Raw genomic sequence first — 23,591 nt, forward strand, 5'->3', positions numbered from 1 at the left:
CCGGTGGGTGCCGGTGTCTCGATGTGCGCCGGTGTGTCGGTGTGCGCCGGTGGGCGCCTCCTCCCCGTCCGCTTCAGAGGGGAGTGAGATGCCCGGGCGCCGGGCGGGGGAGCAGGGACGGTTCCGCCGGGGCGTGGTGGGGTTCCAGGGCCAGTACGGCCGCGACCGGGTGGTCCTCGTCCACGGGCGCGGGGTCCGTCGGCCGGACCTCGGCCTGCGGGGTCACCCGGGTCAGCAGCACCACGCCCCGCGCCGCGAGTGCCGCTCCCGCGACGGCGAGCGACACCCCGGCGACGCCGCCCCGCAGGCCCTCGCCGAGGAGGGTGAGGCCGATCATGGCGGCGGCCAGGGGGTTCGCCAGGGTCACGACCGCGAGGGGCCCGCCCAGACCCCCTCGGTACGCCGTCTGGGACAGCAGCAGGCCGCCGACCGCGAACGTGGCGACCAGGAGGGCCACCACGACGACCTCGGCGTCGAGGAGGGAGCCCGAGCGGTCGGTCGCGGCGACCGTGACGGTCTGGGTGAGCGCCGAGGCGACGCCCGAGGCCATGCCGGACGCGCCGGCGTGGCGCAGTCCGGGCCTGGTGCCGGGACGGGAGAGAAAGCCGATGAGGGCGGCGGTCGCGCCGGCCACGGCGACGGCCTCCGGGACGCTCAGCACGTCGTCGGGGGCGGGCCCGGACGCGGCGATCAGGATCGCGGCGAGTCCCGCCAGCGTGAGCGCGGTGCCGCGCCACTCCGTCGCGGTGACCCGGCGTCCGGCCAGCCGGGCCCCGAGCGGCACCGCCGCCACGAGGGTGAGCGCGCCCAGGGGCTGGACCACGGTGAGGGGGCCGTACTTGAGGGCCACGACGTGCAGCAGCGCGGCGCCCGCGTTGAGCGCCACCGAGGCCCACCAGGCACCGCTGGCGAGCATCCGCCCGACGCCCGTGGCGGTGCCGCGGGAGGCGAGCCTCTCCTGCGTCACGGCGGCGGCCGCGTAGGCGACGGCCGAGACGAGGGACAGGGCGACGGCGACCAGGGTGGCGTTCATCGGCCCGCTCCCACCAGGACGGGCTCCTCGACCGGAGCCAGGGACGTGGAGGGCTGCCCGGCGGTGGTGACCGTCCGGTGCGGCAGCGGGATCACGGCGAGGGCGGCGGCCAGCAGGGTGCCCGCCGCGATCGCGTCCAGCCAGTAGTGGTTGGCGGTGCCGACTATGACGACCAGGGTCACCAGCGGGTGCAGCAGCCACAGCGCGCGCCACCGGGAGCGGGTCGCGGCGATCAGGCCGACCGCCACCATCAGCGCCCAGCCGAAGTGCAGCGAGGGCATCGCCGCGAACTGGTTCGCCAGGGAATCGGTCGTCGGCGCCGCCGAGTAGACCGTCGGCCCGTACACCTGTCCGGTGTCCACGAGGCCGGCGACGTCCAGCAGTCGCGGCGGGGCCAGCGGAAACGTGAGGTGGAGCAGCAGGGCGGCGGCGGTGAGGGCGGTGAGGACCCGGCGCGCCCAGACGTAGTGCGCGGGCCGCCGCAGGTACAGCCAGACCAGGAAGGCCACGGTGGCCGGGAAGTGGACGGTCGCGTAGTAGACGTTCGCGAGGTGGACCAGTGTGTCGCCGTGCAGCAGCGCGGACTGGACGGAGCCCTCGTCCGGCAGACGCAGGAGCCGCTCCCAGTCCCACACCAGGTGGGCGTTGCGGTAGGCCTCGGCGGTGTGGCCGTCGGCCAGCGTCCGGCCGAACTTGTAGACGAGGAAGAGCCCTGCGACGAGCAGGAACTCACGGACGAGCGGCGGCCGCGCTGTCGCGGCGGCCCGCTCCTCCACAGGCTCGGTGTGGCATTCCATCCCCGGCCCTTTCACTGACGGCGCCGGTGGCGCTGGTTTCTCCTGGCAGTACGGACGATCGATACGCGGTGGTACCGATACGCGTAAGTACCGATACGAGAGTGTACCGATACGCCACTGTACCGAAACGAGGGGGTATCGATACGGCACTGTACCGATACGTCGGCGTTCCGGTACAGTGGCGTATCGACAGGCCTTTCGGCTGGGGACGACCGAAGGAGACACGAGTCATGACGTCGCAGGCAGCGGAGGGGCCGGAGACGGCCGTCGCCTCGCGCCGCTCCAAACTCACCCCCGAGCGTGAGCAGGAGTTCTTCGACGCCGTGCTCGAACAGATCCGTGAGTGCGGCTACGACTCGGTGACCATGGAGGGCGTCGCCGCGACCACGCGGTGCAGCAAGTCGACGCTCTACCGCCAGTGGAGAACGAAGCCGCAGTTCGTGGCGGCCGCGCTGCGCGCGCGCCGCAGTGTCCGCTTCGCCGGGATCGACACCGGCACCCTCGCCGGCGACCTGCGCGAGGTCGCCCGGCACGCGGGAGCGGGCTATGTGCTGGAGGGGCGGCTGTTCCAGGCGCTCGGCCACGCCGCCGTGCAGGACGACGAGTTGCGGACCGCCCTGCGGGACGCGCTGGTGGAGCCGGAGATCGACGCGCTCCGCACGATGATCGCCCGGGGGGTGGCCCGGGGCGAGGTCGCCGCGGACCATCCGGCGCTGGAGTTCGTCCCGGCGCAGATCTTCGGCGTCCTGCGGGCGCGCCCGGTCCTGGACGGCCAGGAGGCGGACGAGACGTACATCATCAAGTTCATGGAGGCCGCCGTGCTGCCCACGCTCGGCCTCGCCTGAGACTCAGGCCGCCGTCCCGGCATCGATCCGGACGACGGCCTGATCGCGCCGCACCGTGGGGACGGGGGCGGCGCGCACCCCGGCCGGGTGGGATTCCTCTGGAGCGGAGAGGAACCCCACCCGGCCGCCTTTTCCGCCCGGCGGACGGAGCGTGGCAGGGGGTGAGGGTGGGGGCGGGGTGGGCGTGAGGGCGGGCGTGGAGTGCGAAGAATCACACGCCCTGACCGCTGCCGCCCCCGCTGATCTCCGCCTTCTTGATGCCCTTGGTGATCTCGTCGATGACCGACTGCTTGGGTGCCTTGTCGCTCACGTCCACGCCGAAGCGGACCACGACGAGCCGGGCGGAGTCGGCCGGGGAGGGGAAGGCCAGCGACTCGACATAGCCGTCGTCGCCCTTGCCCGTGACCACCTTCCAGCGGACGTAGTACCCCTTCTCGCCGGCCACGGTCACCGCCTTGGACGCCAGCTCCTGATGGGAGGTGATCTTCCCGTAGCCCTCGGTGCCGTAGGCGTCCTCGGCGGCCTGGGAGATGTCCTCCTTGGCGGCCGCCTCGGCCGTCTTCGCCTTCAGCTTCAGCACCTCGGCGGGCGAGGAATAGGCGCCGCCGCGCGTGCAGGTCTTCGTGGCGTCGGCCGGGCACTTGTACGACGCCTCCGTCGTCACCTGCGCTCCCGCCTCCAGGGGCCCGCCGAGCCAGCCGTCGGGCACGGGGAGGCTGATGCCGCTGGTCGCGTCGGTGGCGTACCCGTCCTCGACCTGCGGGGGCTGCCCGGAGCCGTCCGGCCCGGGGGTCCGGCCGTCCGACCCGCCCGACCCACCGGGTCCGCCCCGGCCGCCGTCGTCGTCGCCCCGGCCGCCGTCGTCGCCCCGGCCGTTCTGCCCGCCGGAGCCCTGGGAGGTCGTACTGCCCTCGCTCCCACCGTCGTCGCCGGCCAGCGCGTACACCCCCACCCCGATGCTGACCAGCACCGCGGCCGCCACGGCGACGGCTATCCCGATACGGAGTCCGCGCCGGGGGGCGGGTGCCGGGTATCCGGGGTACCCCGGATACCCGGCCGCCGACGGGTAGGAGCCGGCCGCCGCCGGGTACGGTCCCGCACCCGGCGGGTACGGTCCGCCACCGGCCGGGTACGTTCCGCCACCCGGCGAGTAGGCCGGAGGCCCGAACCCCGCGGCCGAGCCCACGGGCCGGATCTGGTCCGTCCACGCCTTGCCGTCCCACCAGCGCTCGGTGGCGGGCGCGTCACTTGTCTGGCCGGGGTCGGGGTACCAGCCGGGAGGAGTTGCCTGCGTCATGGTGCAACCGTATGAGGCCGGAGTGAAAACCGGATGAGAGGGGACGCCTATTGGGGCGCCCGCGGCTCGATTTCCTGCCTGGACCGGTCAATTCCTGAGCCGATCCCCCGCTTTCCTCGCCTAATGTCTTATTTCGATGTCAACCGGCTGATTTCCGCACCGTCGAACCGAGTTCGACGACGACGGCCCCCTGGTGGTCGGCGGTTCGGGCGACGGCTCGAACGCCCGCCCGCCCCAACGGCCCACCGGTCGCGCGGACAGCCCGAGGGGTCCGGACATTTCGAACACCTCACCACCGCCGACGACACCCCTTCCGGGGTCGGCGATCCGCACGCGGGGGGATTCAGGAACGGGGGAAGTCGGCCTCGCGGCACGGGCAGTTGACTGTCCGTCACTCTCAACGCGGCAGGTGGGCGGCCGTATGCGTCGTCCTGGGGCCCTCTCCTGTCACCCGACACGGCAGTAGGTGCCCGGACCGGCCTCCACTTCGGCAGTCGGAGGGCTACGCTCAATGACCTGTACGTCGTCAGGGTGGCGCTGGGGAGGTAACGGGATGACGCAGGGACGGTCCGATCCGGCCACCTCGGCCTCCCTGTGGGAGCGCGAAGCGGAGATCGCCGCCATCACGCAGGCGATCGACGAGCTCCGTGCGGACAAGGCGTCCCCGGGCGCTGTCCTGGTGTTCAGCGGTGAGGCGGGCATCGGCAAGACCGCTCTCCTCTCCGAGGCCCGTCGGATAGCCGCGGAGCGGGGCTGTGCCGCTTGGTACGCGCGCGGTGGCGAGACCGTCACGTCCGTCCCCTTCAATGTCGTACGGCAGCTGCTGCAGCCCGCGTTGATCGGACTGATGGAGGAAGAGGTCCGGGAGTATCTGGGCGACTGGTACGACATCGCCGGACCCGCGCTCGGACTCACGGAGCCGGGTGAGGGGCCGGTCGACCCACAGGCCGTGTGCGACGGACTGGTCGCCGTCGTGAGCCGCCTCTCCCGGCGGAGCTGGCCGCTCGTACTCCTCATCGACGACGCCCACTGGGCCGACCAGGAGACCTTGCAGTGGCTGTCCGCGGTGACCGGACGACTCACGGAGATGTGCGTTCTCGTCCTGGTGGCCCGCCGCCCCGGCGAGGCCACCGGTGACGGCAGCCGTCATCTCGCCGAGGTCGCCTCCCAGGCCCGCCCGGTCCCCACGCTCAGGTCGCTCACCCCCGATGCCACCGCCGGGCTCACCCGCGCCACGGTCGGTGAACACGCCGACGATCCGTTCTGCCGCGAAGTATGGGCCGTGACGGGCGGCAACCCGTACGAGACCGTCGAACTCCTCGCGAAGGTGCAGGACAGTGAACTGGAACCGGCCGAGGGCTCCGCGGCCGAACTGCGGGCCCTGAACCGAACCGCACGAGGCCGCGGTCTCGTCGCCCGTCTCGAAACACTCGGCGTCGACGCCACCCGCTTCGCCTGGGCGGCGGCCATCCTGCACACCGGCATCTCCGTGGAGATCGTGGCCAGGCTCGCCTCCCTGAGTCCACAGACGGCGGCGGAGTGCGCCGATCTGTTGACCGCGGCCCGAATCCTCACCGAATCCAGTCCCGTCGACCGGCGGGCCGAGGACGGCGATCTGGAGTTCGTGCACCCGCTGATCGCCACCGCGGTCTACAAGTCGATCCCGCCGGGCATCCGCACCGCGTTCCACGGCGTGGCCGCGACGGTCGTCAGCGAGTCCGGGCGGGGCGCCGCGGCGGCCTCCCGCCATCTCGTCGAAGTGCACGCCGACGGCGACCCCGAACTGGTCGAGCAGTTGCGCGCCGCCGCGCGCGAACACCTCGCCGTGGGCGCCCCGGACGCGGCCCGCCGCTGTCTGGAGCGTGCTCTGAAGGAGCCGCCGCAGCAGGAGGTCCGCGTACGTGTGCTGTACGAGTTGGGCTGTGCCACCCTTCTCACCTCGCCCGCCACCACCGTGGAGTACCTCCGCTCCGCGCTCGCCGAGCCCGGCCTGGACAGCTCCGAGCGCGTGGACGCGGTCTTCCGTCTCTCCCAGGCGCTGCTCCACAACGACCAGTTGGAGGAAGCGGTCCGCACGGTCGACGCGGAGGCCGCGCGGCTGGAACCGGGCCCGGCGCGGATGCGGCTCCAGGCAGCCCACTACATGTGGGAGGTCATCCACGCCGACGTGGAGCTCTCGCCGACGCACTCCCAGGAGCTGTCCGCCCTTGCCGCGGCCTGTACGGGGCGGGACAACTCCGAGCGCGCGCTGCTCATTCTGCGCGGCTTCGACGCGGTGGTGCGCGGCGAGAGCGCGGAGGAGGTCGTCGAGTTCTGCGACCGTGCGCTCGTCAACGGCAGGCTGGCGCCGGGTCTTGGCTGGACCGACAGCGAGTGGGACATCGAGCTGCCGCTGATGCTGGCCATCGCGTACGCCTACGCGGACCGGCTCGACCGGGCGGAGAGCCTGTACACCGAAGCGCTGCGCACCTACGAGAGCGCCGGGTGGAGCGGCGGGCATCTCGCCCTGGCCCACGCCTACGTGGGCCACGGGCATCGCCTGCGGGGCCGTCTCCGGTAGGCCGAGGAGGCGTTGCGCAAGTCGCTGGCCTTCGCCGAGCGGGTCGGCCGCGGGCTTCCCCTGCACTGGTCGTCGACCTGCAACCTGGTCGACACGCTGCTTGCCCGTGGCCATGTCCAGGAGGCCTGGGCGGTCGCCGAGGAACACCGCTTCGCGCCCCCGTACCCGTCCACCGTCGTGCTGCCCGACCCCCGTTCCGTACGGGGCCGACTGCTCCTCGCCGTCGGCCGCACCAAGGACGGCATCAACGAACTGGAGGCTGCGGAGAAGGCGGCGGCAGCCAGGGGCCACCACAACACGGTCATCGCACCCTGGGGCGGGGATCTCGCTCGCGCCCTCGCTTCCGAGGACCCGCGCCGCGCCGCCGAACTCGCCGTGAGCGTCCGCCGTCGTGCCGAACGCCTCGGCACGGACACCGCCATCGGCGAGGCCCTCCGCGTCGAGGCCTTCCTCGCCACCGGCAAGCAGGCCGCCTCCTTGTATGCCAAGGCCGTCACCTACCTGGCGGAGTCGCCCGCGGCCTATGAACACGCGGCGGCCCGCGTCGACTACGGCATCGCCATCCGCTCGGCCGCCGAACTCGACCGGGGCCTGGCCCTCGCCGAGTCCTGTGGCGCCGACGGGCTGGTCGAACGGGCGAGGAAGGCATTGGACCAGCTCATGTGAATCAGCCCCGCTCCTCCTCCGCCAGCACCCGCTGAGCCGTGGCGAACGCCGAGTTCGCCGCAGGCACCCCGCAGTACACGGCCGTCTGGAGGAGGGCGGCGCCGATCTCCTCCGGGGTGAGGCCGTTGCGGCGGGCGGCTCGGATGTGCATGGCCAGTTCGTCGTAGTGGCCGTGGGCCACCAGGGCGGTCAGGGTGATCAGGCTGCGTTCGCGGGGGGACAGGGTGGGGTCGGTCCAGATCTCGCCCCAGGCGTAGCGGGAGATGAAGTCCTGGAAGCGGGCCGTGAAGGGCGTCTGGCGGGACTGGGCGCCGTCGACGTGCGTGTCGCCGAGGACCTGGCGGCGCACCTCCATACCGCGTTTCGCGTGTCCGTCGAAGTGCCCGCGCAGCGCGGCCAGGACGGCTTCCGGGCGCTCGGCGGGGGCGAGATGGGACGCGCCGGGGATCTCCGTGAGCGACGCTCCCGGCACCGCGTCGGCGATCTCCCGCAGATGCGCGGGCGGCGTCGCCGGGTCCTGCCGGCCGGCGACGAGGAGCGTGGGCGCGGAGATGTTCGGCAGGTCCTCGCGGATGTCGAACGAGGCGAGCGCGTCGCAGCAGGCGGCGTACGCCTCCGGGTCGGCTGCGCGGTGGTCGTCGACCAGCTCCGGCACGGTGAAGCCGGGCGTGAACCAGCGTGCGTCGGCGGTCTCCGCGAGCCCCGCCAGCCCCTCCCGGCGCACCAGCTCCGCCCGTTCCCGCCACGGCCGGGCCCCGTTGAAGTGGGCCGAGGAGCAGATCACGGCGAGGGACGCGACGCGCTGCGGGTGGTATGCGGCCAGGTGCAGACCGACCGCGCCGCCCAGGGACACCCCCGCGTACGCGAACCGTTCGACGCCCAGCGCGTCCGCCAGGGCCAGCACCAGCGCGGCCAGGTCACCGACCGTCGCCCCCGGAGCCAGCAGGCCGGCGGGGGAGTCGCCGTGCCCCGGCAGGTCCCAGCGGATCACCCGGTGCGTGATCGACAGTTCGGGGGCCACCTTGTCCCACAGCCTGGTCGAGGTGCCGAGGGAGGGGCCGAGCAGCAGCGGGGGAGCGGAAGTCGGGCCTTCCGCGCGGTGGTTGAGCATCGAGTCGGTCAACGTCGCTCCAGGGCGCGGTCGGTGAGGGCTCCGGCGGAGCCGGTGTAGTGCGTGGGGTCGGTGAGCTCCGTCAGGTCGAGGCCCCGCAACTCCGGTTCCTCGGCGAGGAGTTCGGCCAGCGGGCGGCCCTCGGCGTGGACCCGCCGGGCCACCCGCGTCAGCAGCTCCTTGGCGCGGGCCCTGCCCAGCACCGGAGCCAGCTCGGCCGCCAGCCGCTCGGAGACGATCAGTCCGTGGGTGAGGTCCAGGTGGGCGCGCATCACGCCGGCGTTCACCCGCAGTCCCCGTACGAGGTCCACCGCGTCCCGCGCCGCGCCCCCGACCAGCCGCAGCAGGTCACGCAACGGCTCCCACTCGGCGTGCCACGCCCCGGCCGGCCGCTCGTCCTCGGCGACCGGCGCGCCGTACAGCGTCGCCGCCAGCTGGGGCGCCCGCCGGGCCGCCGCCGCGATCAGCGTGGACCGTACGGGGTTCGCCTTGTGCGGCATCGCCGACGAGCCGCCCCCGCTGCCCTCGGCGACCTCCGCGATCTCCGTACGGGCCAGGGTGAGCACATCCGCCGCGATCTTGCCGAGGGCGCCCGCGGTGAAGGCCAGTGCCCCGGCGAGGTCCGCGATCGGGGTGCGCAGGGTGTGCCAGGGCAACTCCGGCTCACGCAGGCCGAGTTCGCGGGCATACGCGGCGACGAGTGCGCGCGTGTCGACCTGCATGTCCGACGGGGCCGGGGGCCCCGCCGCGGCGGCCCCGCCGACGCCCTCGGCCGCGGCCTCACTGTCGGCCCCGGCGTCGGCCCCGCTCTCGGCGCCGGTCGCCCGGAAGACGGTGAAGGCCGCCAACGTGCCGGCCGCGCCCCCGAGTTGGGCGGGCAGGCTCGCCCGCACGACCGCGAGCCGGTCCCGGGCGTCCAGGACCAGGGAGCGCCAGCCCGCCGCCTTCAGCCCGAAGGTCGTGGGCACGGCGTGCTGGGTGAGGGTGCGGCCCGGCATCGCGGTGTCCCGGTGCGCGGCGGCGAGGGCGGCCAGCGCGGACTCGGTACGGCCGAGGTCGGCCAGGACCAGGTCGAGGGTGCGGGCGGCGACCAGCATCGTGGCGGTGTCCATGATGTCCTGGCTGGTCGCGCCCCGGTGGACGTACGGGCCGTACGCCTCGCCCACCGCCTCGGTGAGGTCCGCGACCAGCGGAATCACCGGGTTGCCGCCGCTGCGGGCCCGTTCCGCGAGGGCGGTCACGTCGAAGGCGGCGGTGTCCGCCGCCGAGGTCACCGCGGGTCCGGCCGCTGCGGGGACCAGCCCCAGCGCGGCCTGGGCGCGGGTCAGCGCGGCCTCGGCGTCGAGCAGCGCCCGCAGGTAGGCGGTGTCGCCGGTCGAGGACGCGGCCGGGGAACCGGTCCACCCGGGGGCGAGCAGACCGGTGTCGGCATCGGCAGAAGTCACTGGAACTCCAGGAAGACCGTCTCGCCTTCGCCCTGAAGGCGGATGTCGAAACGGTAGGTGCCGTCGCCCTGTTCCTCGGCGACCAGCGTGCCCCGGCGCGCCTCGTCCACCCGGGCGAGCAGCGGGTCGGCGCTCAGCGCCGCCTCGTCGCCCGGCAGGTAGATCCGGGTGAACAGATGGACCAGCAGGCCGCGCGCGAAGACGCACACGCTGAGGTACGGCGCGTTGCGCCCGCGTGCGCCGGGTCGCAGCGTACGGGCCGTCCAGTGGCCGTTGGCGTCGGTCTGGACGCGGCCCCAGCCGGTGAACTCCACGCCGTTGCGGCCGAGGAAGCCACCGCCGGCCTGGTCGCGCCGCATGGAGCCGTCGATCCGGGAGAGGTTGCCGTCCGGGTCGGGGCCCCACAGCTCCAGAAAGGCGTCCGGCAGCGGGTTGCCCTCGCCGTCGAGGACGTAGCCCTGGAGCGCGATCGTGTCGGGGTGGCCGACGGGGGCGATGTCGCCGCCGCCGGGAAAGGGCAGGGCGTGGCCGTAGAACGGGCCGACCGTGTGGGACGGGGTCGGGAGCACCGTCTCCGGGCGGCTGGTGTCGATCTTCGTCATGGCGGGTCAGCGTCCTTCTTCGATCCAGGTGGCCTGCGGGCCGTCGAGCACGATGTCCCAGGCGTAGCCCATCGAGAACTCCGGCACGGACAGGCTGTGGTCGTAGGTCGCGACCAGCCGCTGCCGGGCCGCGTCGTCCGTCACCGACTGGATGATCGGGTCGTAGGGGAACAGCGGGTCGCTCGGGAAGTACATCTGCGTCACGAGCCGCTGGGTGAACGCCGAGCCGAAGATCGAGAAGTGGATGTGGGCCGGCCGCCAGGCGTTGAGGTGCTGGCGCCACGGGTACGGGCCCGGCTGGATCGTCGTGAAGTGGTAGTGACCGTCGTCGTCCGTCAGCGTGCGGCCGACACCCGTGAAGTTCGGGTCCAGCGGGGCGTCGTGCTGTTCGCGCTGGTGGGCGTAGCGGCCGGCCGAGTTGGACTGCCAGATCTCGACCAGCTGGCCGCGCAGCGGGCGCCCGGCGCGGTCGAGGAGCCGGCCGGAGACGGTGATGCGCTCACCGATCGGCTCGCCGGCGTGCTGCCGGGTGAGGTCGTTGTCGATCTCGGTGATGTCCCGCTCCCCGAAGGCGGGGGAGGACAGCTCCACCAGCTCCGGGTCCTGGGTGACGTCGATCCCGACGAGCGGCTGCTTCGGGTGCCGCAGCACCGAGGACCGGTAGGGGGCGTAGTCCCGGCGCGGCTGATGCTCCACGGGCGCGCCGTCGGCGACGCGCTTGGTGTAGGCGGCGTGTTCCGCGGCGATCTCTTGGTCGATGTCGTGCTGGGTGAGGGTCATGGGCTGTCCCTGGGGTTCCTGACGTTCATGTCGAAGGGTGAAGGTCGATGTCGCGCCCGTCAGGGGCGCGCGGGGCTGCGCGAGCGGCCCCGCCTGCGGTCCGCGGTCCTCCTACGTCGCCGCAGCGGAGCGTCGGCGCTCCCGGACGAGGGCGACCGTCCCGGCGGGCCGCGCACCGGCGGCGATCACCTCGTCCATCAGCGGGGCCCCTCTCGTCCGTGCACCCCGTGAACCAGTTCATCAGGGCACTGAGCATTTGGTGAAGTTTCGTTCACGCTGCCACTCGCCGGTCCCCTCGTCAAGGCCCGGGAGAACGACCATGTCACGTGCGTGCGCGGATCTGGACAGGCGCTGCCGGGGTGGCAGATATTATTCCGTGCACGTACGAATCGACGTGCACGTGCGCATCGTCGTCGGTGACCCACGGACGGCGGCGCACGGTGTCCGACTCATCCGAGCCGAGGAGCGAACATGGCCGCGGTGGACCTCTCCGCCCACCCCGGGCACCTGGCGCGACGGCTGCAACAGGCCCACTACCTGCTGTGGAACGTGATGGTCTCCGAGGAGATCACCTCGCCGCAGTTCGCGGTCCTCAACACCCTCGTCGCCGAGCCGGGGCTCGACCAGCGCACGGTGGGGGAGCGGGTGGGCCTCGACCGCTCGACCATGTCCGAGGTCATCAGCCGGCTCGGGCGCCGGGGCCTGCTCGACAAGGTGCGCGATCCGCAGGACGGGCGGCGTTTCCTGCTCCGGCTCACGGAGGACGGCGTGCGGACGCACCGCAGGCTCACGGTGCGGACGGCCCGGATGAACCAGGTGTTCCTGGCGCCGTTGTCGCCGGACGAGCAGGACCTGTTCTTCCGGCTGATACGACGGGTCGCCGACGCGGCCGAGGAACTGCGCAGCCCGGCCGAGCCACCGGGCGCCCGGTAGCCCTCACGCCTTCGCGTACACCACCCACACCTGGCCCCGCGCGAAGGTCATCGGCTCGCCGTCCGCCGTCGTGAAGGCCGTGCCGTCCGCCGGGGTCCTCCGCTCCCAGCGGGTGTCGAAGACCCGTCCGTCCCGCAGGACCTCCGCCCGGCCCGAGCCGACCGTCTGCGTGTACGGGGTGTTGTTGCCCAGATAGTCGTGGAAGCGGGACTCGCGGATCGTCACGTGCTGGATCACGACCGTGGCCGGGGCGACCCGGGTGCCGTCGGTGGTGACCGCCCGGGTGCCGTCCATGGCGACCTCCCAGCGACGGCTCTCCTGCGACCAGGCGAAGGTGAAGCGGGCCGCCGGATAACGGACGGTGCGGGAGTCCTCGGGCGTGCCGCCGTCGGGGAGGGGACCGTAGCGGAAGCCGGTGGTCAGGGCTTCGGCGCCGGGTGGGGAGTCGATCAGTTCCTTCGGGCGCAGATACAGGTTGTGCGGGACCGGCTTCTCGTCGCCGCGGAAATACGCGCCTTCGGCGTCCCCGGGAGTCTCCGCGTGCAGGGGCGCCCGGTCGATCAGCGGAAGGAGCTTGCCCTGCGCGCCCGAGAAGGCCAGGGTCGGCTCGTCGAACTGACGCAGCAGCTCCAGATCGGATTCGCGGGCGCTGCGCACGGGGCCGACGCTCTCCGGCAACGTCGTCGCGTAGACGGCCATCAGGCGGCTGAGACCGCCCTCGACCTGCTCGGCGTAGACGATGTCGGCGGCGTCGAGGCCGGTCTGGGGACGGGCGGCGGAGACATTGTCGATCTTCACCGCGAGGACGGAGCCCACGGGCGGCGCGCTGGTCCGGCCGTCCCGGCCGCCGTCGCTCCGCCCGCGTCCGTCGTCGCCGTCCGGCCCGGTCACCGTGCACCCCGCCAGCAGTGCGGCCGCGGCCAGGGCGGAGAGCAGCGCCCCCGTGCGCGCGCGACGCCCCGCCCGCCGCGCGCGGGGTCTTCCACGTACCGTGCTCGTTCCGTCCATAGTGTCTTCGATTGTGCGCTTATCCGTTGATGAATGGCCATACCGGTTCGTTTCTGACTGGTTCGGCGAGGAGGCGTCGGGTACCCGTGCGGAACTTGCCGGCCGAGGCAGGGAACGGAGTGTGGGCGCGATGAAGGCAGTGACGTGGCAGGGCAAGCGGGACGTACGCGTGGAGACCGTGCCCGATCCGGTGATCCAGGAGCCGACGGACGCGGTCATCCGGATCACGTCCACCGGGCTGTGCGGCTCCGACCTGCACCTGTACGAGGTGCTCATCCCGTTCATGACGCCGGGCGACATCCTCGGGCACGAACCCATGGGCATCGTCGAGGAGGTCGGTGCCGGCGTGCCCGACCTGGCGGTCGGGGACCGGGTGGTCGTGCCGTTCCAGATCGCCTGCGGTGCCTGCTGGATGTGTCTCACCGGACTCCCCACCCAGTGCGAGACCACCCAGTGCACCGGCGAGGGCATGGGCGCGGCCCTCTTCGGCTACACCCGGCTGTACGGTGCCGTGCCGGGTGCCCAGGCCGAGTACCTGCGCGTCCCGCAGGCCCAGTTCGGGCCGATCAAGGTGCCGCACGGGCCGTCCGACGACCGGTTCCTGTACCTCTCCGACGTCCTGCCCACCGCCTGGCAGGCGGTCGAGTACGCGCACATCCCGCCCGGCGGCAGCGTCGCCGTGCTCGGTCTCGGGCCCATCGGGGACATGGCCTGCCGGGTGGCCCTGGAACGCGGCGCCGAGCAGGTGTTCGGGATCGATCTGGTGCCCGAGCGGCTGCGCCGGGCACGGGAACGGGGCGTCGAGACGTTCGACCTCCGGGACTACGAGGACGAGAAGGACCTGGTCGGCGCGGTCCAGGACCGGACCGCCGGACGCGGACCCGACTCGGTGATCGACGCCGTCGGCACCGAGGCCCACGGCAGCGCGGCGGCCCGGCTCGTCCAGAACACGGCCGGACATCTGCCCCGCGCGCTCGGCGCGCGCGTCGCCGAGCACTTCAGCGTGGACCGCCTGGCCGCCCTCTACACGGCCATCCACCTCGTACGACGCGGCGGCACCATCTCCCTCTCCGGCGTCTACGGCGGCAAGGTCGACCCGCTGCCGCTGCTCACCATGTTCGACAAGCAGATCCGGCTGCGCATGGGTCAGGCGAACGTCCGCACCTGGACCGACGACATCCTGCCCCTCCTCACGGACGGGGATCCCCTGGGCGTCGACGACTTCGCCACCCACCGGGTGCCGCTGAGCGACGCACCGCACGCGTACGAGATGTTCCAGCGCAAGCAGGACGGGGCGATCAAGGTCGTGATGGAGCCCTGATACGGGCCGTCCCCGCCCGAAGCGCGCCCGGCGCCGCGGCCGCCCGTCAGGGCCCGGTGCCGGGGCCGAGGATCTCCGCCAGGTCGTAGGTGACCGGCTCCTCCAGCTGCCCGTAGGTGCAGCTCTGCGCCGTACGGTCCGGGCGCCAGCGGCGGAAACGGGCCGTGTGGCGGAAGCGGACGCCGTTCTCCATGTGGTCGTAGGCGACCTCGGCCACCCGCTCGGGCCGCAGCGGCACCCAGGAGAAGTCCTTCTTCGCCGACCACCGGCTCGGTGCCCCCGGCAGCCGGGCCGTCTCGTGCGCGGCCTCCTCGGACCAGGCGGCCCAGGGGTGCTCCCGGACATCCTCCAGGCGCCACGGCTCCAGTTCGTCCACCAGTTCCGCGCGCCGCTTCATGGGAAAGGCCGCGCAGACGCCGATGTGCTGGAGGGCGCCGCCGTCGTCGTGGAGGCCCAGGAGCAGGGAGCCGACCACCGGTCCGCTCTTGTGGAAGCGGTAGCCCGCGACCACCACGTCCGCCGTCCGCTCGTGCTTGATCTTGAACATCGCCCGTTCGTCCTGGCGGTAGCGCAGATCGAGCGGCTTGGCGATCACCCCGTCCAGGCCCGCCCCCTCGTACTGCTCGAACCACTGCTCGGCCAGCTCGCGATCCGTGGTCGCCGGAGCCACATGGACCGGGGCCGTCACACGGGACAGGGCCAGCTCCAGCAGCGCGCGGCGGTCGGTGAGCGGCACGTCGAGCAGCGTCTCGTCGTTCAGGGCGAGCAGGTCGAAGGCCACGAAGGAGGCCGGCGTCGTCTCCGCCAGCATCTTCACGCGCGAGGCGGCGGGGTGGATGCGCTCGGTCAGGGCGTCGAAGTCCAGCCGCCCGCCCCGCACGATCACGATCTCGCCGTCCATCACACAGCGCTCCGGCAGCCGCTCCCGCAGGGCCTCCACCAGCTCGGGAAAATACCTGGTCAGCGTCTTCCCGGTACGACTGCCGATCTCCACCTCGGCCCCGTCGCGGAACACGATCGCCCGGAACCCGTCCCACTTCGCCTCGTAGTGCATGTCCGGCGGGACCGTCGCCACGGACTTGGCGAGCATCGGTTTCACGGGCGGCATCACCGGAAGATCCATGCTCCGATTCTGCGACCGCGGTGCAGGTGTCGCGCGGTGGATGCACCCGGTATGCGGCGTTCTTCCGTTCCGCCTACCGTGGCTCGCATGGGCGAAGCGGTGGAGCTGGAGGCGGCGGGGCGGACGGTACGGCTGTCCAGCCCGGGGAAGATCTTCTTCCCGGAGCGCGGCTTCACCAAGCTGGACCTCGCGCGCTACTACATCGCCGTGGGGCCCGGCATCCTGCGGGCCCTGCGCGACCGGCCCACCACGCTGGAGCGCTACCCGGAGGGGGTCACGGGCGAGAACTTCTTCCAGAAGCGGGCCCCCAAGAACATGCCCGACTGGATCCCCACCGCCCACATCACCTTCCCCAGCGGCCGCAGCGCCGACGAGATGTGCCCCACCGAGGCCGCCGCCGTCGTGTGGGCCGCCCAGTTCGGCACGCTCACCTTCCACCCGTGGCCGGTCCGCCGCGACGACGTCGACCGCCCCGACGAACTCCGTATCGACCTCGACCCCCAGCCCGGCACCGACTACGCGGACGCGGTACGCGCCGCGCACGAACTGCGCGAGGTCCTGCACGAGTACGGCGGGCTGCGCGGCTGGCCCAAGACCTCCGGCGGCCGCGGCCTGCACGTCTTCGTGCCGATCCGGCCCGACTGGACGTTCACCCAGGTGCGCCGGTCGGCCATCGCCGTGGCCCGCGAACTGGAGCGCCGGATGCCGGAGCAGGTGACCACGGCCTGGTGGAAGGAGGAACGCGGCGCGAAGATCTTCGTCGACTACAACCAGACCGCCCGCGACCGCACCATCGCCTCCGCCTACTCCGTACGCCCTCACCCGCACGCGCCCGTCTCCGCGCCCCTGACCTGGGACGAGGTCGGCGTCGCCGTGCCCCGCGACTTCGATCTGGGGACGATGCCGGCGCGCTTCGCGGAGGTCGGCGATGTCCACGCCGACATGGACGAACACGCCTTCTCCCTGGAAGCGCTGCTGGAGCTGGCGGCGCGGGACGAACACGACCACGGGCTCGGGGATCTGCCGTATCCGCCGGAGTATCCGAAGATGCCGGGCGAGCCGAAGCGGGTGCAGCCGAGCAGGGCCAAGAAGGTGTGACGCGCGGACCGTCCCGCTCCCAGCCGCACCCGGCCGGTCACCCGGTGCTCCGCCCCGCGTCGGTCTGCGGGTCGGTCTCCGTGTCGCTCTCCAGGGCGGCCACCATCCGACGGCAGTCCCGCAGCAACTCCTCGTCGGCGGTGATGTCCTGGCGTGGATCGGCCGACCCGTCGTGGTGATGGCGGCGTGGTGACGCCAGCTCCGCCCGGAGCAGAGGGAGCGCCGGTGCCGCGGCGGCGCCCATCCCGGTGAGACAGGCGGCCAGGTGCGGCCGGGACCTCGGGTCGGCGGTCCAGTGGTGGAGGAGGCGGGGCAGTGCCGCGTCGATGTCGCCCGTCACCTGCCAGAGGGTGACCGCCGCACGTGCGGTCCCCTCCGTCGCGCGCAGCAGGTCGCTCAGGGGCGCCGCCGCCGGACCCAGGGTGCCGAGCAGCCGCAGGGCGACGTCACGGGTGGAGGCGTCGTCGGACTCCAGACCGGTCCGCAGGGCCGGCAGTGCCGTCGCGGTGTCCCCTGTCGTCGCCCACAGGGCATGGGCCGCCGCCAGGCGGGTGTCGGGGGACCCGGCGCCGTGGGTCGACTCCCTGAGCAGCGGCGCCGTTTCGGCCGCCGCCTCGCCGTACCGGGACAGGGCCCGCAGCACGCACCACTGGGTCGTCCGGCTGTCCCCGCCCGCGCGGAGCCGATCGACGAGCAGGCCCAGCGACTCGGCGTGGGCGATCAGGCCCAGGGCGCCGACGAGCCGGTCCCCGTCGGTGCTCCGGTCGTCCGGTCCGAGCGCGGTGAGCCGTTCGTGCAGCACGGGGCCCAGCTCGGCGGCGGTCTCGCGGTCGAAGGCCCCGAGCCACCCTTCGAGATGCGGGGGCAGCTCGGGGAGCCGGCCCACCACGGACCGCACCGCGTTCGCCACGCGCTCGTCGCCCTGGAGCGCGAGCAGGTCGATGGCCCTGCCGAACGCCATGTCGTCCCAGGACAGACCGCTCTCGTCGCCTCTGCGGCGCTCCGCGAACTCCGTGAGGAAGTCCACCACGTCGTCGGTCACGACACGGCTGATCGGAGCGAGCGTGCGCAGTTGCCCGAGCGCGGCCCGGCACAGCGCGAGTTCGGGCTCGCGAAGCTGCCGGGCGAGCGCGATGACCGGTCCGTCGTCCGGGGCACGCCACCCCCGCAGCACCTCTCCGCACATGGCGACGGCCCGCATGCGCTGCTCCCGGTCCGGGCTGCCGAGCTGGTCCATCAGCAGCGGGAACCGTATGTCGGTCCGGTCCCCCAGATCGCGGTGGAGCCTCCGCAGGATGTCGGGGGTCTCGTCGTCGGAGTCGGCCTCCGTGCGACGCGTGGCCTCCAGCTCGCGCAGATGGGACACCAGGGTGTCCGTCCGGGGGCGCTCGGACGAGGGCCGGGCCGTTCCGGCGGCGGTCGCCTTCCGCTCGTGGGCGTGCCGCATCGCCTCGACGGCGATCTCGGCGGTGTTCCCGGGCAGCCGGTCCGGGGCGCCGCGCGCCAGGTGATCCAGAGCGCTCAGCCGTGCCTCGGGGGCACGGTCAGCCGATCGCGCCACCGCCTCCAGCACGGGCCCCGCCTCCTCCGCCAGGCGCTCCTTGTGCCTGACGGCCAGCTCCCCGACCGCGTCCACCAGGGCCCGCTGTGCCTCCGGATGCGGCTCGTGGGGCAGTCGCGCGCTCAGCGCGGCGAAGGACCGCACCGGATCGGGGTGCAGCTGTGCCAGCGCCTCGGCGGCCGCCGCGCGCACCTCCGCGTCCGGGTCGGCCAGCAGCCCGTGGAAGGCGTCCGCACGCGCCCGGACCCCCTCCCAGGCGTCCAGGTACGGCCGGACGTACGCCGCGTCCTCCTCCTCGTCCTCGAAGAGGCCGCCTATCTCCTCCGGATCGGGTTTCTCCTCGCCCCCGATGCTGCACAGCAGGTACACGATCGCGGCGCGGTCGGCGAGCCCCTCCCACGCGGCCAGCTCGAACAGGAACGGGATGCACGCCACGGTGCTGCCGTAGACGTCCCCCTGGTGGTGCACCGCGCCGTACATGCCGTCCAGCGCGATGTCCCGCTCGGCGGGGTCGTCCGACGCCAGGCCCCGCAGCAGGTCCGGTACGTCGGTCGCCGAATCGGTGTACGCATGCCCCAGCGACGCCCAGTCGACGTCGTCGATCCCCGTGAGCACAAAGCCTCCCCGTCGCACAGCCGTGGCGTACGGCAGCCACTGAGCACAGCTTGCCGTACGCCACTGACAACGGGCCGGGCCGGAGCGGTCCCGGGCGTCCCTACAGCTCCTTGATCCTGACGTCCCGGTAGGAGACGACGTCGGTCGTGCCGTGCACCTGGAGGCCGAGGTAGCCCGAGGCGAACCGGCGCCCGTCGGTGCCCGGGTCGTCCGCGCGGGGCGGGGCGAAGTCCTGGCCGCCGGTGTTGTCGAACTCGTTGATCAGGACGCCGTTGCGGAAGACCGAGTAGTGCTGGTCGACCACGCGGATCTCGTAGTCGTTCCAGGTGCCCTTCTGGGTGACGCCCGCGCCGGCGAGCCCCACGCGGTCGAAGCCGTAGACCGACCCGGTCTTGTACATGTCGCCGTCGGGCCGGTCGAAGACCTGCACCTCATGGCCGTACTTGATGGCCACCCACTCCGGCCGTGACTCCTCCGGGTGGTCGTGGACCCCGGGGAAGCGGACGAACACACCGGAGTTGGCGTTGCCCGTGCCGGGGGCGTCGTCGCGCCACTGCAGGCGCAGCGAGAAATCGCCGTACTTCCGCTCGGGGAACCACAGCATGCCGAGCCCGGCCTTCGTGGTGCCGGAGGTGATGGAGCCGTCGGCGTTCCGCGCGAACGAACCGCCCCCCACCTGCTGCCACTTGGCGAACGACTCGGCCGTGCCGTCGAGGATCGTGCGGTAGCCCTCCGTCTGGCCGGGCCGGCCGATGCCGGACTTCTCCGCCGCCTGGCGTACGGCGGTGTGCTCACGCGGGTCGACGACCCCGTCCTTGAGCAGCTTGCCGAGGACGGTGTCCACGTGCTTCAGGAACAGGGCGTGGGACGTCCACTCCTTCTCGTCCTCGATCAACTCGTTGATGCGGCACCGGTTGTTGGTCACCCGGTTCGGCACACCCGAGTCGACCGTGCCCACGAAGACGGTCGACCGCTCGTCGTACTCGGCGCAGGCGGGGGCCGGAACCCCGCCGCCCGCGACGACGGTGAAGCTCACCGACCGCGCGGCAGCCGTGTTGCCCGCCTTGTCGCTCGCCCGGTAGGTCACCGTGTGGGTGCTCGCCCGGTCGACCACCACGGGCGCGGTGTAGGCGAGATAGGGGCCGCCGTCCAGCGCGTACTCGACCGCGGCGACACCCGAACCGCCGTGGTCGGTCGCGCTGACGGTGACCTTCGCGCTCCTGAGGTACGCGCCGGCGGAGTTCCGTTCGCCCTCGACGGTCACGCCCGTCACCGGGGGAGTGGTGTCGGCGGCGGGCGGGGCGACGACGGTGAAGGAGACGTTCTTCTCGGCCGCGACGTTGCCCGCCCTGTCCGTGGCCCGGTACCGCACCGTGTGCGTGCCGGCCTCGTGCACCATCACGGGGGCGGAGTACGGCTGCCAGGCCCCCGAGTCGCCCAGCGCGTACTCGATGGTGTTGACGCCCGATCCGGTGTCCGAGGCGGTGACGGTGACGGTCGCCATGGACACGTAGTCGCCCCGCGGGTTCTTCTCGCCGGCCACCGTCGCCGAGGTCTCCGGCGCGGTCGTGTCGTCCGTCGGCGGTGCCACGACCGTGAACCCGACGTTCTTCTCGGCCGCCGTGTTGCCCGCCTTGTCGACCGCGCGGTAGCGGACCTTGTGCGTGCCGACCCGGTCGATCACCACGGGCGTGGTGTACGGCAGCCAGGCGCCGTCGTCGCCGACCGCGTACTCGACCCGTTCGACCCCGGAGCCGCCCGTGTCGGTCGCCCGCACCGTCACCGACGCCGAACCGACGTACGCGCCCTGCGCGTTCCGCGTCCCGGCGACCTCGGCCGACGTCTGAGGCGCGGTGGTGTCCTCGCCGGTGCCCTCCGTCACCACGAGGATGCCCTGCATCTGACCGTGCCCGGGGATCGTGCAGTAGTACCGGTAGCGGCCCGGGGTGAGCGTGACCTCGGTGGTGTGCCGGCCGCCCTGGTCGTCGCCGGGGTTGGCCAGGATGTTGAGCGGGACGTCGTTGTTGTACTCCGGGTCGGAGACGTCGAACGTCAGGGTGTGCGGCATCCCCATGGTGTTGCCGGTCGCCCTGCTGTTCTCGAAGACGATGGTGGCGGGGCCCGCCACCGCGGTCTGCGGGACGGTCAGGTACTTGGTGATGTCGTCACCGGCGGTCCAGGTCAGCACCTGGGCGGCCGCGTCCGGGGCCGATGCCTGCCCGGTGCGGCCGGACGCGGGCGTCGAGGTGAGCCCGAGCACCATCAGCAGGGCCGCCAGCAGGGCCGCCCACACACGTCTGTCCCGCATCACTCCGCCTTCCTCGCCAGCTCGTCGGCCGCGGGCGTCGGACCGCCGCCCGTGTAGGTGACGCGCCACAGCGCCGACTTGGCGTCCGAGGTGAAGAACCCGCGTCCGTAGTCGAGGACGTACAGTGCGCCGTCCGGTCCGAACTTCCAGTCCATGAGGTTCCTGATGCCGTCGGCCCCGACGGGCACGATCTTCTTCAGCGACTCCGCGTGGACCGGGAGTCCGCCGCTGCCCTGGTTCTTCGGGTCCATGACCACCGCGTGGCGCGGCTGGTCGGCGTCGTAGAAGTCGCCGACGAACCACTTGCCGTCCCAGTAGGCGGGCCAGCGCGCCGAGTTGTCACCGGAAGCGGAGTACCGGTAGACCGGTCCGTTCATCGTGGCCTGGCCGCCGCCCTTGAGCCACGGCAGCAGGTACGTCGCCTCCTCGTTCTTGTACGAGGGCAGGCCGTCGGCGTCCCGGGGGAAGTCGGGGGCGCCTCCCTGCGGCGAGTACCAGATGTTGTTGCCGGTCACCGGGGGCAGGTTGACGAGCCCGTCGTTGTTCGGGGACTCGTTCTTCGGGTGGTCGCAGTCGTACCAACCCAGCGGCTTGGACGGGTCCGGCAGATTACGGTCCCGGTAGGGCTGCTTGTTGCCCATGCAGTACGGCCAGCCCCGGTTGCCGGCCTCGGTGATGGCGGCGAAGGTGTCGTACTTCGCCGGGCCCCAGGTCGTCGAGGGCGCGCCGGCGTCCGGGCCGACCCAGCCGGCGTAGAGGACGTCCGTCTTTCGGTCGACGAAGATCCGCGCGGGGTTCCTGACGCCCATCACATAGATCTCGCCGCGGGTCTTGCCGCCGCCCTCGGCGGTCTCCTTGCCGGTGAACAGGTTCCCCGGGGGCAGGGTGTAGGTGCCGTCGGGCTCCGGGTGGATGCGGAGTATCTTGCCGTTGAGGTTGTTGGTGTTGCCGGCGGTGCGGCGGGCGTCGGCGAACGAGAGGCCCTCGTAGTTCGGTTCGGGGTTGTTGCCCGAGTAACCACCGCTGAATCCGCTGGAGTTGTTGTCCCCGGTGGCGATGTACAGGTTGCCCTTGGAGTCCCAGGTCATCCCGCCGCCCGCGTGGCAGCAGCTGTGGATCTGCACCGGCCACGTGAGCAGGGTCTTCTCGCCGGCCAGGTCGAGCTTGTTCGTCGTGAGGTCGAGGGTGAAGCGGGAGACGCGGCGCTCGGCCGTGCGGGTGTCGCGGTCGATGCGGGAGTGCGGGGTGTAGTGGAGATACACCCAGCCGTTCTGCTGGAAGCCCGGGTCCAGCTCGATGCCCAGCAGCCCCTCCTCGACCTTGATCAGCTCGTCGCCGCCGCCCTTGTTGCCGAAGACGGTGAGCGCGCCGGCGAGGGTGACCTGCTTGGTCTTCGGGTCGTAGACGTGGATCTCGCCCTTGCCCTTGCCGATGTCGGGGTTGTTCCAGTCCGTGACCACGGGCTTGGACGAGTCGGCGCCGCCCCGGCCGATGTAGAGGACCCGTCCGTCGGGCGCGGTGACCAGGCCGTGCGGCTCGCCGATCTGGTCGTTCTGCCCCGGCTGGTTGGGCCGGGTCAGCCGCTCGGCCTTGTAGTTGGCGTCGATGGTGGCCTTGCAGTCGGCCCGCGCCAGGCGGGAGGTCCACAGCAGGGCGCCGCGCAGGTGCGTACGGAAGTCCGTCTCGTCGTACGCCTGGACGGTCCCGCCCATGGCGGTGTAGAAGGAACGGCCGCCGTCGTAGTCACGGCACCAACTCACCGGGTGGTCCCAGCCGTTGGCGCTCGATCCCGGCTGGTACGTGGACTCGCGGACCCGGGCCACGGTGTGCACCGTGCCGGACGGGTTCTTCGTCCAGTTGAGCCACTTGTCCGGCCGCTTCCACTGCACGGGCAGATCCTTGGTGGCCGGATGCCGCCGGTCGCCCACCTCGACGGTCGCCCGCTGTACGCCCGCCGGGCTCGACGCGGCCGGGCGGGCTCCGATCAGGCCCGTGAACCAGTCCGAGTACGGCTCGGCGCGGGCCGCGTCATGGACGCCGACGAAACCGCCGCCCGCCTCCATGTAGGTCTCCAGCCCCGCCTCCTGTTCGGGATCGAGGACGTCACCGCCGCCGGTGAGGAAGACGACGGCGTTGAATCCGCTCAGCCGGTCCTCGTCGGTGAAGACGGACGCGTCTCCGGTGGCGACGACCCCGAACCGCTCGGAGGCCGGACCCGACAGGCCGATCCGCTCGATCGCCTCGATCCCGGCGTTCACGACGGGCGACTCGTCCCCGGCCGCCGCGGAGCCGTGGAAGATCAGCACCCGGGGTCCGGACCCGCCCGGCGGCGACGTGATCGACATCGTTGTCAGCGGCGGTTCCGGCGCCTGGCCCGCGTGGGCCGCGGGGCCCGACAGGAGCCCCGCGGTGACGACCGAAGCGGTCAGCGTGGCCGCCCAGGCCCGTCTCTTGGCGTCGCTCAACCCTCGTAAGTACATGGGCACCT

Annotated in this window: 16 protein-coding genes and 1 pseudogene; 5 read left to right on the forward strand and 12 right to left on the reverse strand. The window is 72.5% G+C overall.

All coding sequences use genetic code 11. From position 1 onward, the window contains the following. Positions 1 to 73 precede the first annotated feature (73 nt). Together H4687_RS38680 and H4687_RS38685 are read right to left on the reverse strand one after the other, a co-directional pair. On the reverse strand, positions 74 to 1,033 hold the full coding sequence (locus H4687_RS38680) for a DMT family protein (RefSeq protein ID WP_046918640.1): 960 nt from the start codon (positions 1,031 to 1,033) through the stop codon (positions 74 to 76). Next, the gene (locus H4687_RS38685; RefSeq protein ID WP_046918639.1) at positions 1,030 to 1,830 is read right to left on the reverse strand and encodes a phosphatase PAP2 family protein; all 801 of its coding nucleotides are present in this window, start codon (positions 1,828 to 1,830) and stop codon (positions 1,030 to 1,032) included. The genes H4687_RS38680 and H4687_RS38685 overlap by 4 nt, the downstream gene beginning before the upstream one ends. Positions 1,831 to 2,060: 230 nt before the next feature. Between H4687_RS38685 and H4687_RS38690 the strand changes: the two genes are divergently transcribed. Continuing rightward, positions 2,061 to 2,675 carry a TetR/AcrR family transcriptional regulator gene (locus tag H4687_RS38690; RefSeq protein ID WP_046918638.1) on the forward strand — a complete coding sequence of 205 codons (615 nt, stop codon included), beginning with the start codon at positions 2,061 to 2,063 and terminating at the stop codon, positions 2,673 to 2,675. Positions 2,676 to 2,886: 211 nt separating this feature from the next. Here the strand turns inward: H4687_RS38690 and H4687_RS38695 are convergent, their stop codons facing one another. Next, a complete protein-coding gene (locus H4687_RS38695) occupies positions 2,887 to 3,972 on the reverse strand; it encodes a DUF2510 domain-containing protein (RefSeq protein WP_078907194.1) in 1,086 nt (361 codons plus the stop codon). Between the two features lie 553 nt (positions 3,973 to 4,525). Between H4687_RS38695 and H4687_RS38700 the strand changes: the two are divergent. Beyond that, positions 4,526 to 7,198 (forward strand): annotated as a pseudogene (locus H4687_RS38700) (ATP-binding protein). 1 nt (position 7,199) lies between these two features. Here the strand turns inward: H4687_RS38700 and pcaDC are convergent. From pcaDC to pcaH, 4 genes are read right to left on the reverse strand one after another with little or no spacing between them, the layout of a single operon-like run. Continuing rightward, positions 7,200 to 8,321, reverse strand: a complete 1,122-nt coding sequence (pcaDC, locus tag H4687_RS38705; protein ID WP_046918553.1) for a bifunctional 3-oxoadipate enol-lactonase/4-carboxymuconolactone decarboxylase PcaDC — start codon at positions 8,319 to 8,321, stop codon at positions 7,200 to 7,202. Beyond that, on the reverse strand, positions 8,318 to 9,754 hold the full coding sequence (gene pcaB, locus H4687_RS38710; RefSeq protein WP_046918554.1) for a 3-carboxy-cis,cis-muconate cycloisomerase: 1,437 nt from the start codon (positions 9,752 to 9,754) through the stop codon (positions 8,318 to 8,320). Before pcaB ends, pcaDC begins: the two co-directional genes overlap by 4 nt. After that, positions 9,751 to 10,356, reverse strand: coding sequence for a protocatechuate 3,4-dioxygenase subunit alpha (gene pcaG / locus H4687_RS38715; protein WP_046918555.1), 606 nt, complete (start codon positions 10,354 to 10,356; stop codon positions 9,751 to 9,753). Before pcaG ends, pcaB begins: the two co-directional genes overlap by 4 nt. 6 nt (positions 10,357 to 10,362) lie before the next feature. Next, positions 10,363 to 11,136: a protocatechuate 3,4-dioxygenase subunit beta gene (gene pcaH, locus H4687_RS38720; protein ID WP_046918556.1), complete on the reverse strand. Its 774-nt coding sequence runs from the start codon at positions 11,134 to 11,136 to the stop codon at positions 10,363 to 10,365. Positions 11,137 to 11,607: 471 nt separating this feature from the next. Between pcaH and H4687_RS38725 the strand changes: the two genes are divergently transcribed. Next, positions 11,608 to 12,069: a MarR family winged helix-turn-helix transcriptional regulator gene (locus H4687_RS38725; protein WP_046918557.1), complete on the forward strand. Its 462-nt coding sequence runs from the start codon at positions 11,608 to 11,610 to the stop codon at positions 12,067 to 12,069. A 3-nt stretch (positions 12,070 to 12,072) separates the two neighbouring features. Here the strand turns inward: H4687_RS38725 and H4687_RS38730 are convergent, their stop codons facing one another. Next, the gene (locus tag H4687_RS38730) at positions 12,073 to 13,077 is read right to left on the reverse strand and encodes a DUF3048 domain-containing protein (protein WP_046918558.1); all 1,005 of its coding nucleotides are present in this window, start codon (positions 13,075 to 13,077) and stop codon (positions 12,073 to 12,075) included. 130 nt (positions 13,078 to 13,207) lie between these two features. Here H4687_RS38730 and H4687_RS38735 point away from each other — a divergent pair, with 130 nt between their 5' ends. After that, the gene (locus tag H4687_RS38735) at positions 13,208 to 14,398 is read left to right on the forward strand and encodes a zinc-dependent alcohol dehydrogenase (RefSeq protein WP_046918559.1); all 1,191 of its coding nucleotides are present in this window, start codon (positions 13,208 to 13,210) and stop codon (positions 14,396 to 14,398) included. Positions 14,399 to 14,444: 46 nt separating this feature from the next. Here H4687_RS38735 and H4687_RS38740 read toward each other — a convergent pair whose 3' ends face one another. Beyond that, positions 14,445 to 15,521: an ATP-dependent DNA ligase gene (locus H4687_RS38740; protein ID WP_046918560.1), complete on the reverse strand. Its 1,077-nt coding sequence runs from the start codon at positions 15,519 to 15,521 to the stop codon at positions 14,445 to 14,447. Positions 15,522 to 15,608: 87 nt separating this feature from the next. Here H4687_RS38740 and ligD point away from each other — a divergent pair, with 87 nt between their 5' ends. Beyond that, on the forward strand, positions 15,609 to 16,619 hold the full coding sequence (gene ligD / locus H4687_RS38745; protein WP_046918561.1) for a non-homologous end-joining DNA ligase: 1,011 nt from the start codon (positions 15,609 to 15,611) through the stop codon (positions 16,617 to 16,619). Positions 16,620 to 16,656: 37 nt separating this feature from the next. Here the strand turns inward: ligD and H4687_RS38750 are convergent, their stop codons facing one another. The 3 genes from H4687_RS38750 to H4687_RS38760 form a co-directional block, all read right to left on the reverse strand. Continuing rightward, entirely contained in the window at positions 16,657 to 18,795 is a 2,139-nt protein-coding gene (locus H4687_RS38750; protein ID WP_046918562.1) for an abaA protein, read from the reverse strand. 100 nt (positions 18,796 to 18,895) lie between these two features. Further along, positions 18,896 to 21,103, reverse strand: a complete 2,208-nt coding sequence (locus H4687_RS38755; protein ID WP_225966949.1) for an OmpL47-type beta-barrel domain-containing protein — start codon at positions 21,101 to 21,103, stop codon at positions 18,896 to 18,898. After that, complete coding sequence (locus H4687_RS38760; protein ID WP_179859972.1) at positions 21,103 to 23,583, reverse strand: ThuA domain-containing protein; 2,481 nt, start codon at positions 23,581 to 23,583, stop codon at positions 21,103 to 21,105. The genes H4687_RS38755 and H4687_RS38760 overlap by 1 nt, the downstream gene beginning before the upstream one ends. Positions 23,584 to 23,591: the final 8 nt, after the last annotated feature.

Source organism: Streptomyces stelliscabiei, assembly GCF_014873495.1.
Classification (GTDB): Bacteria; Actinomycetota; Actinomycetes; order Streptomycetales; family Streptomycetaceae; genus Streptomyces; species Streptomyces bottropensis.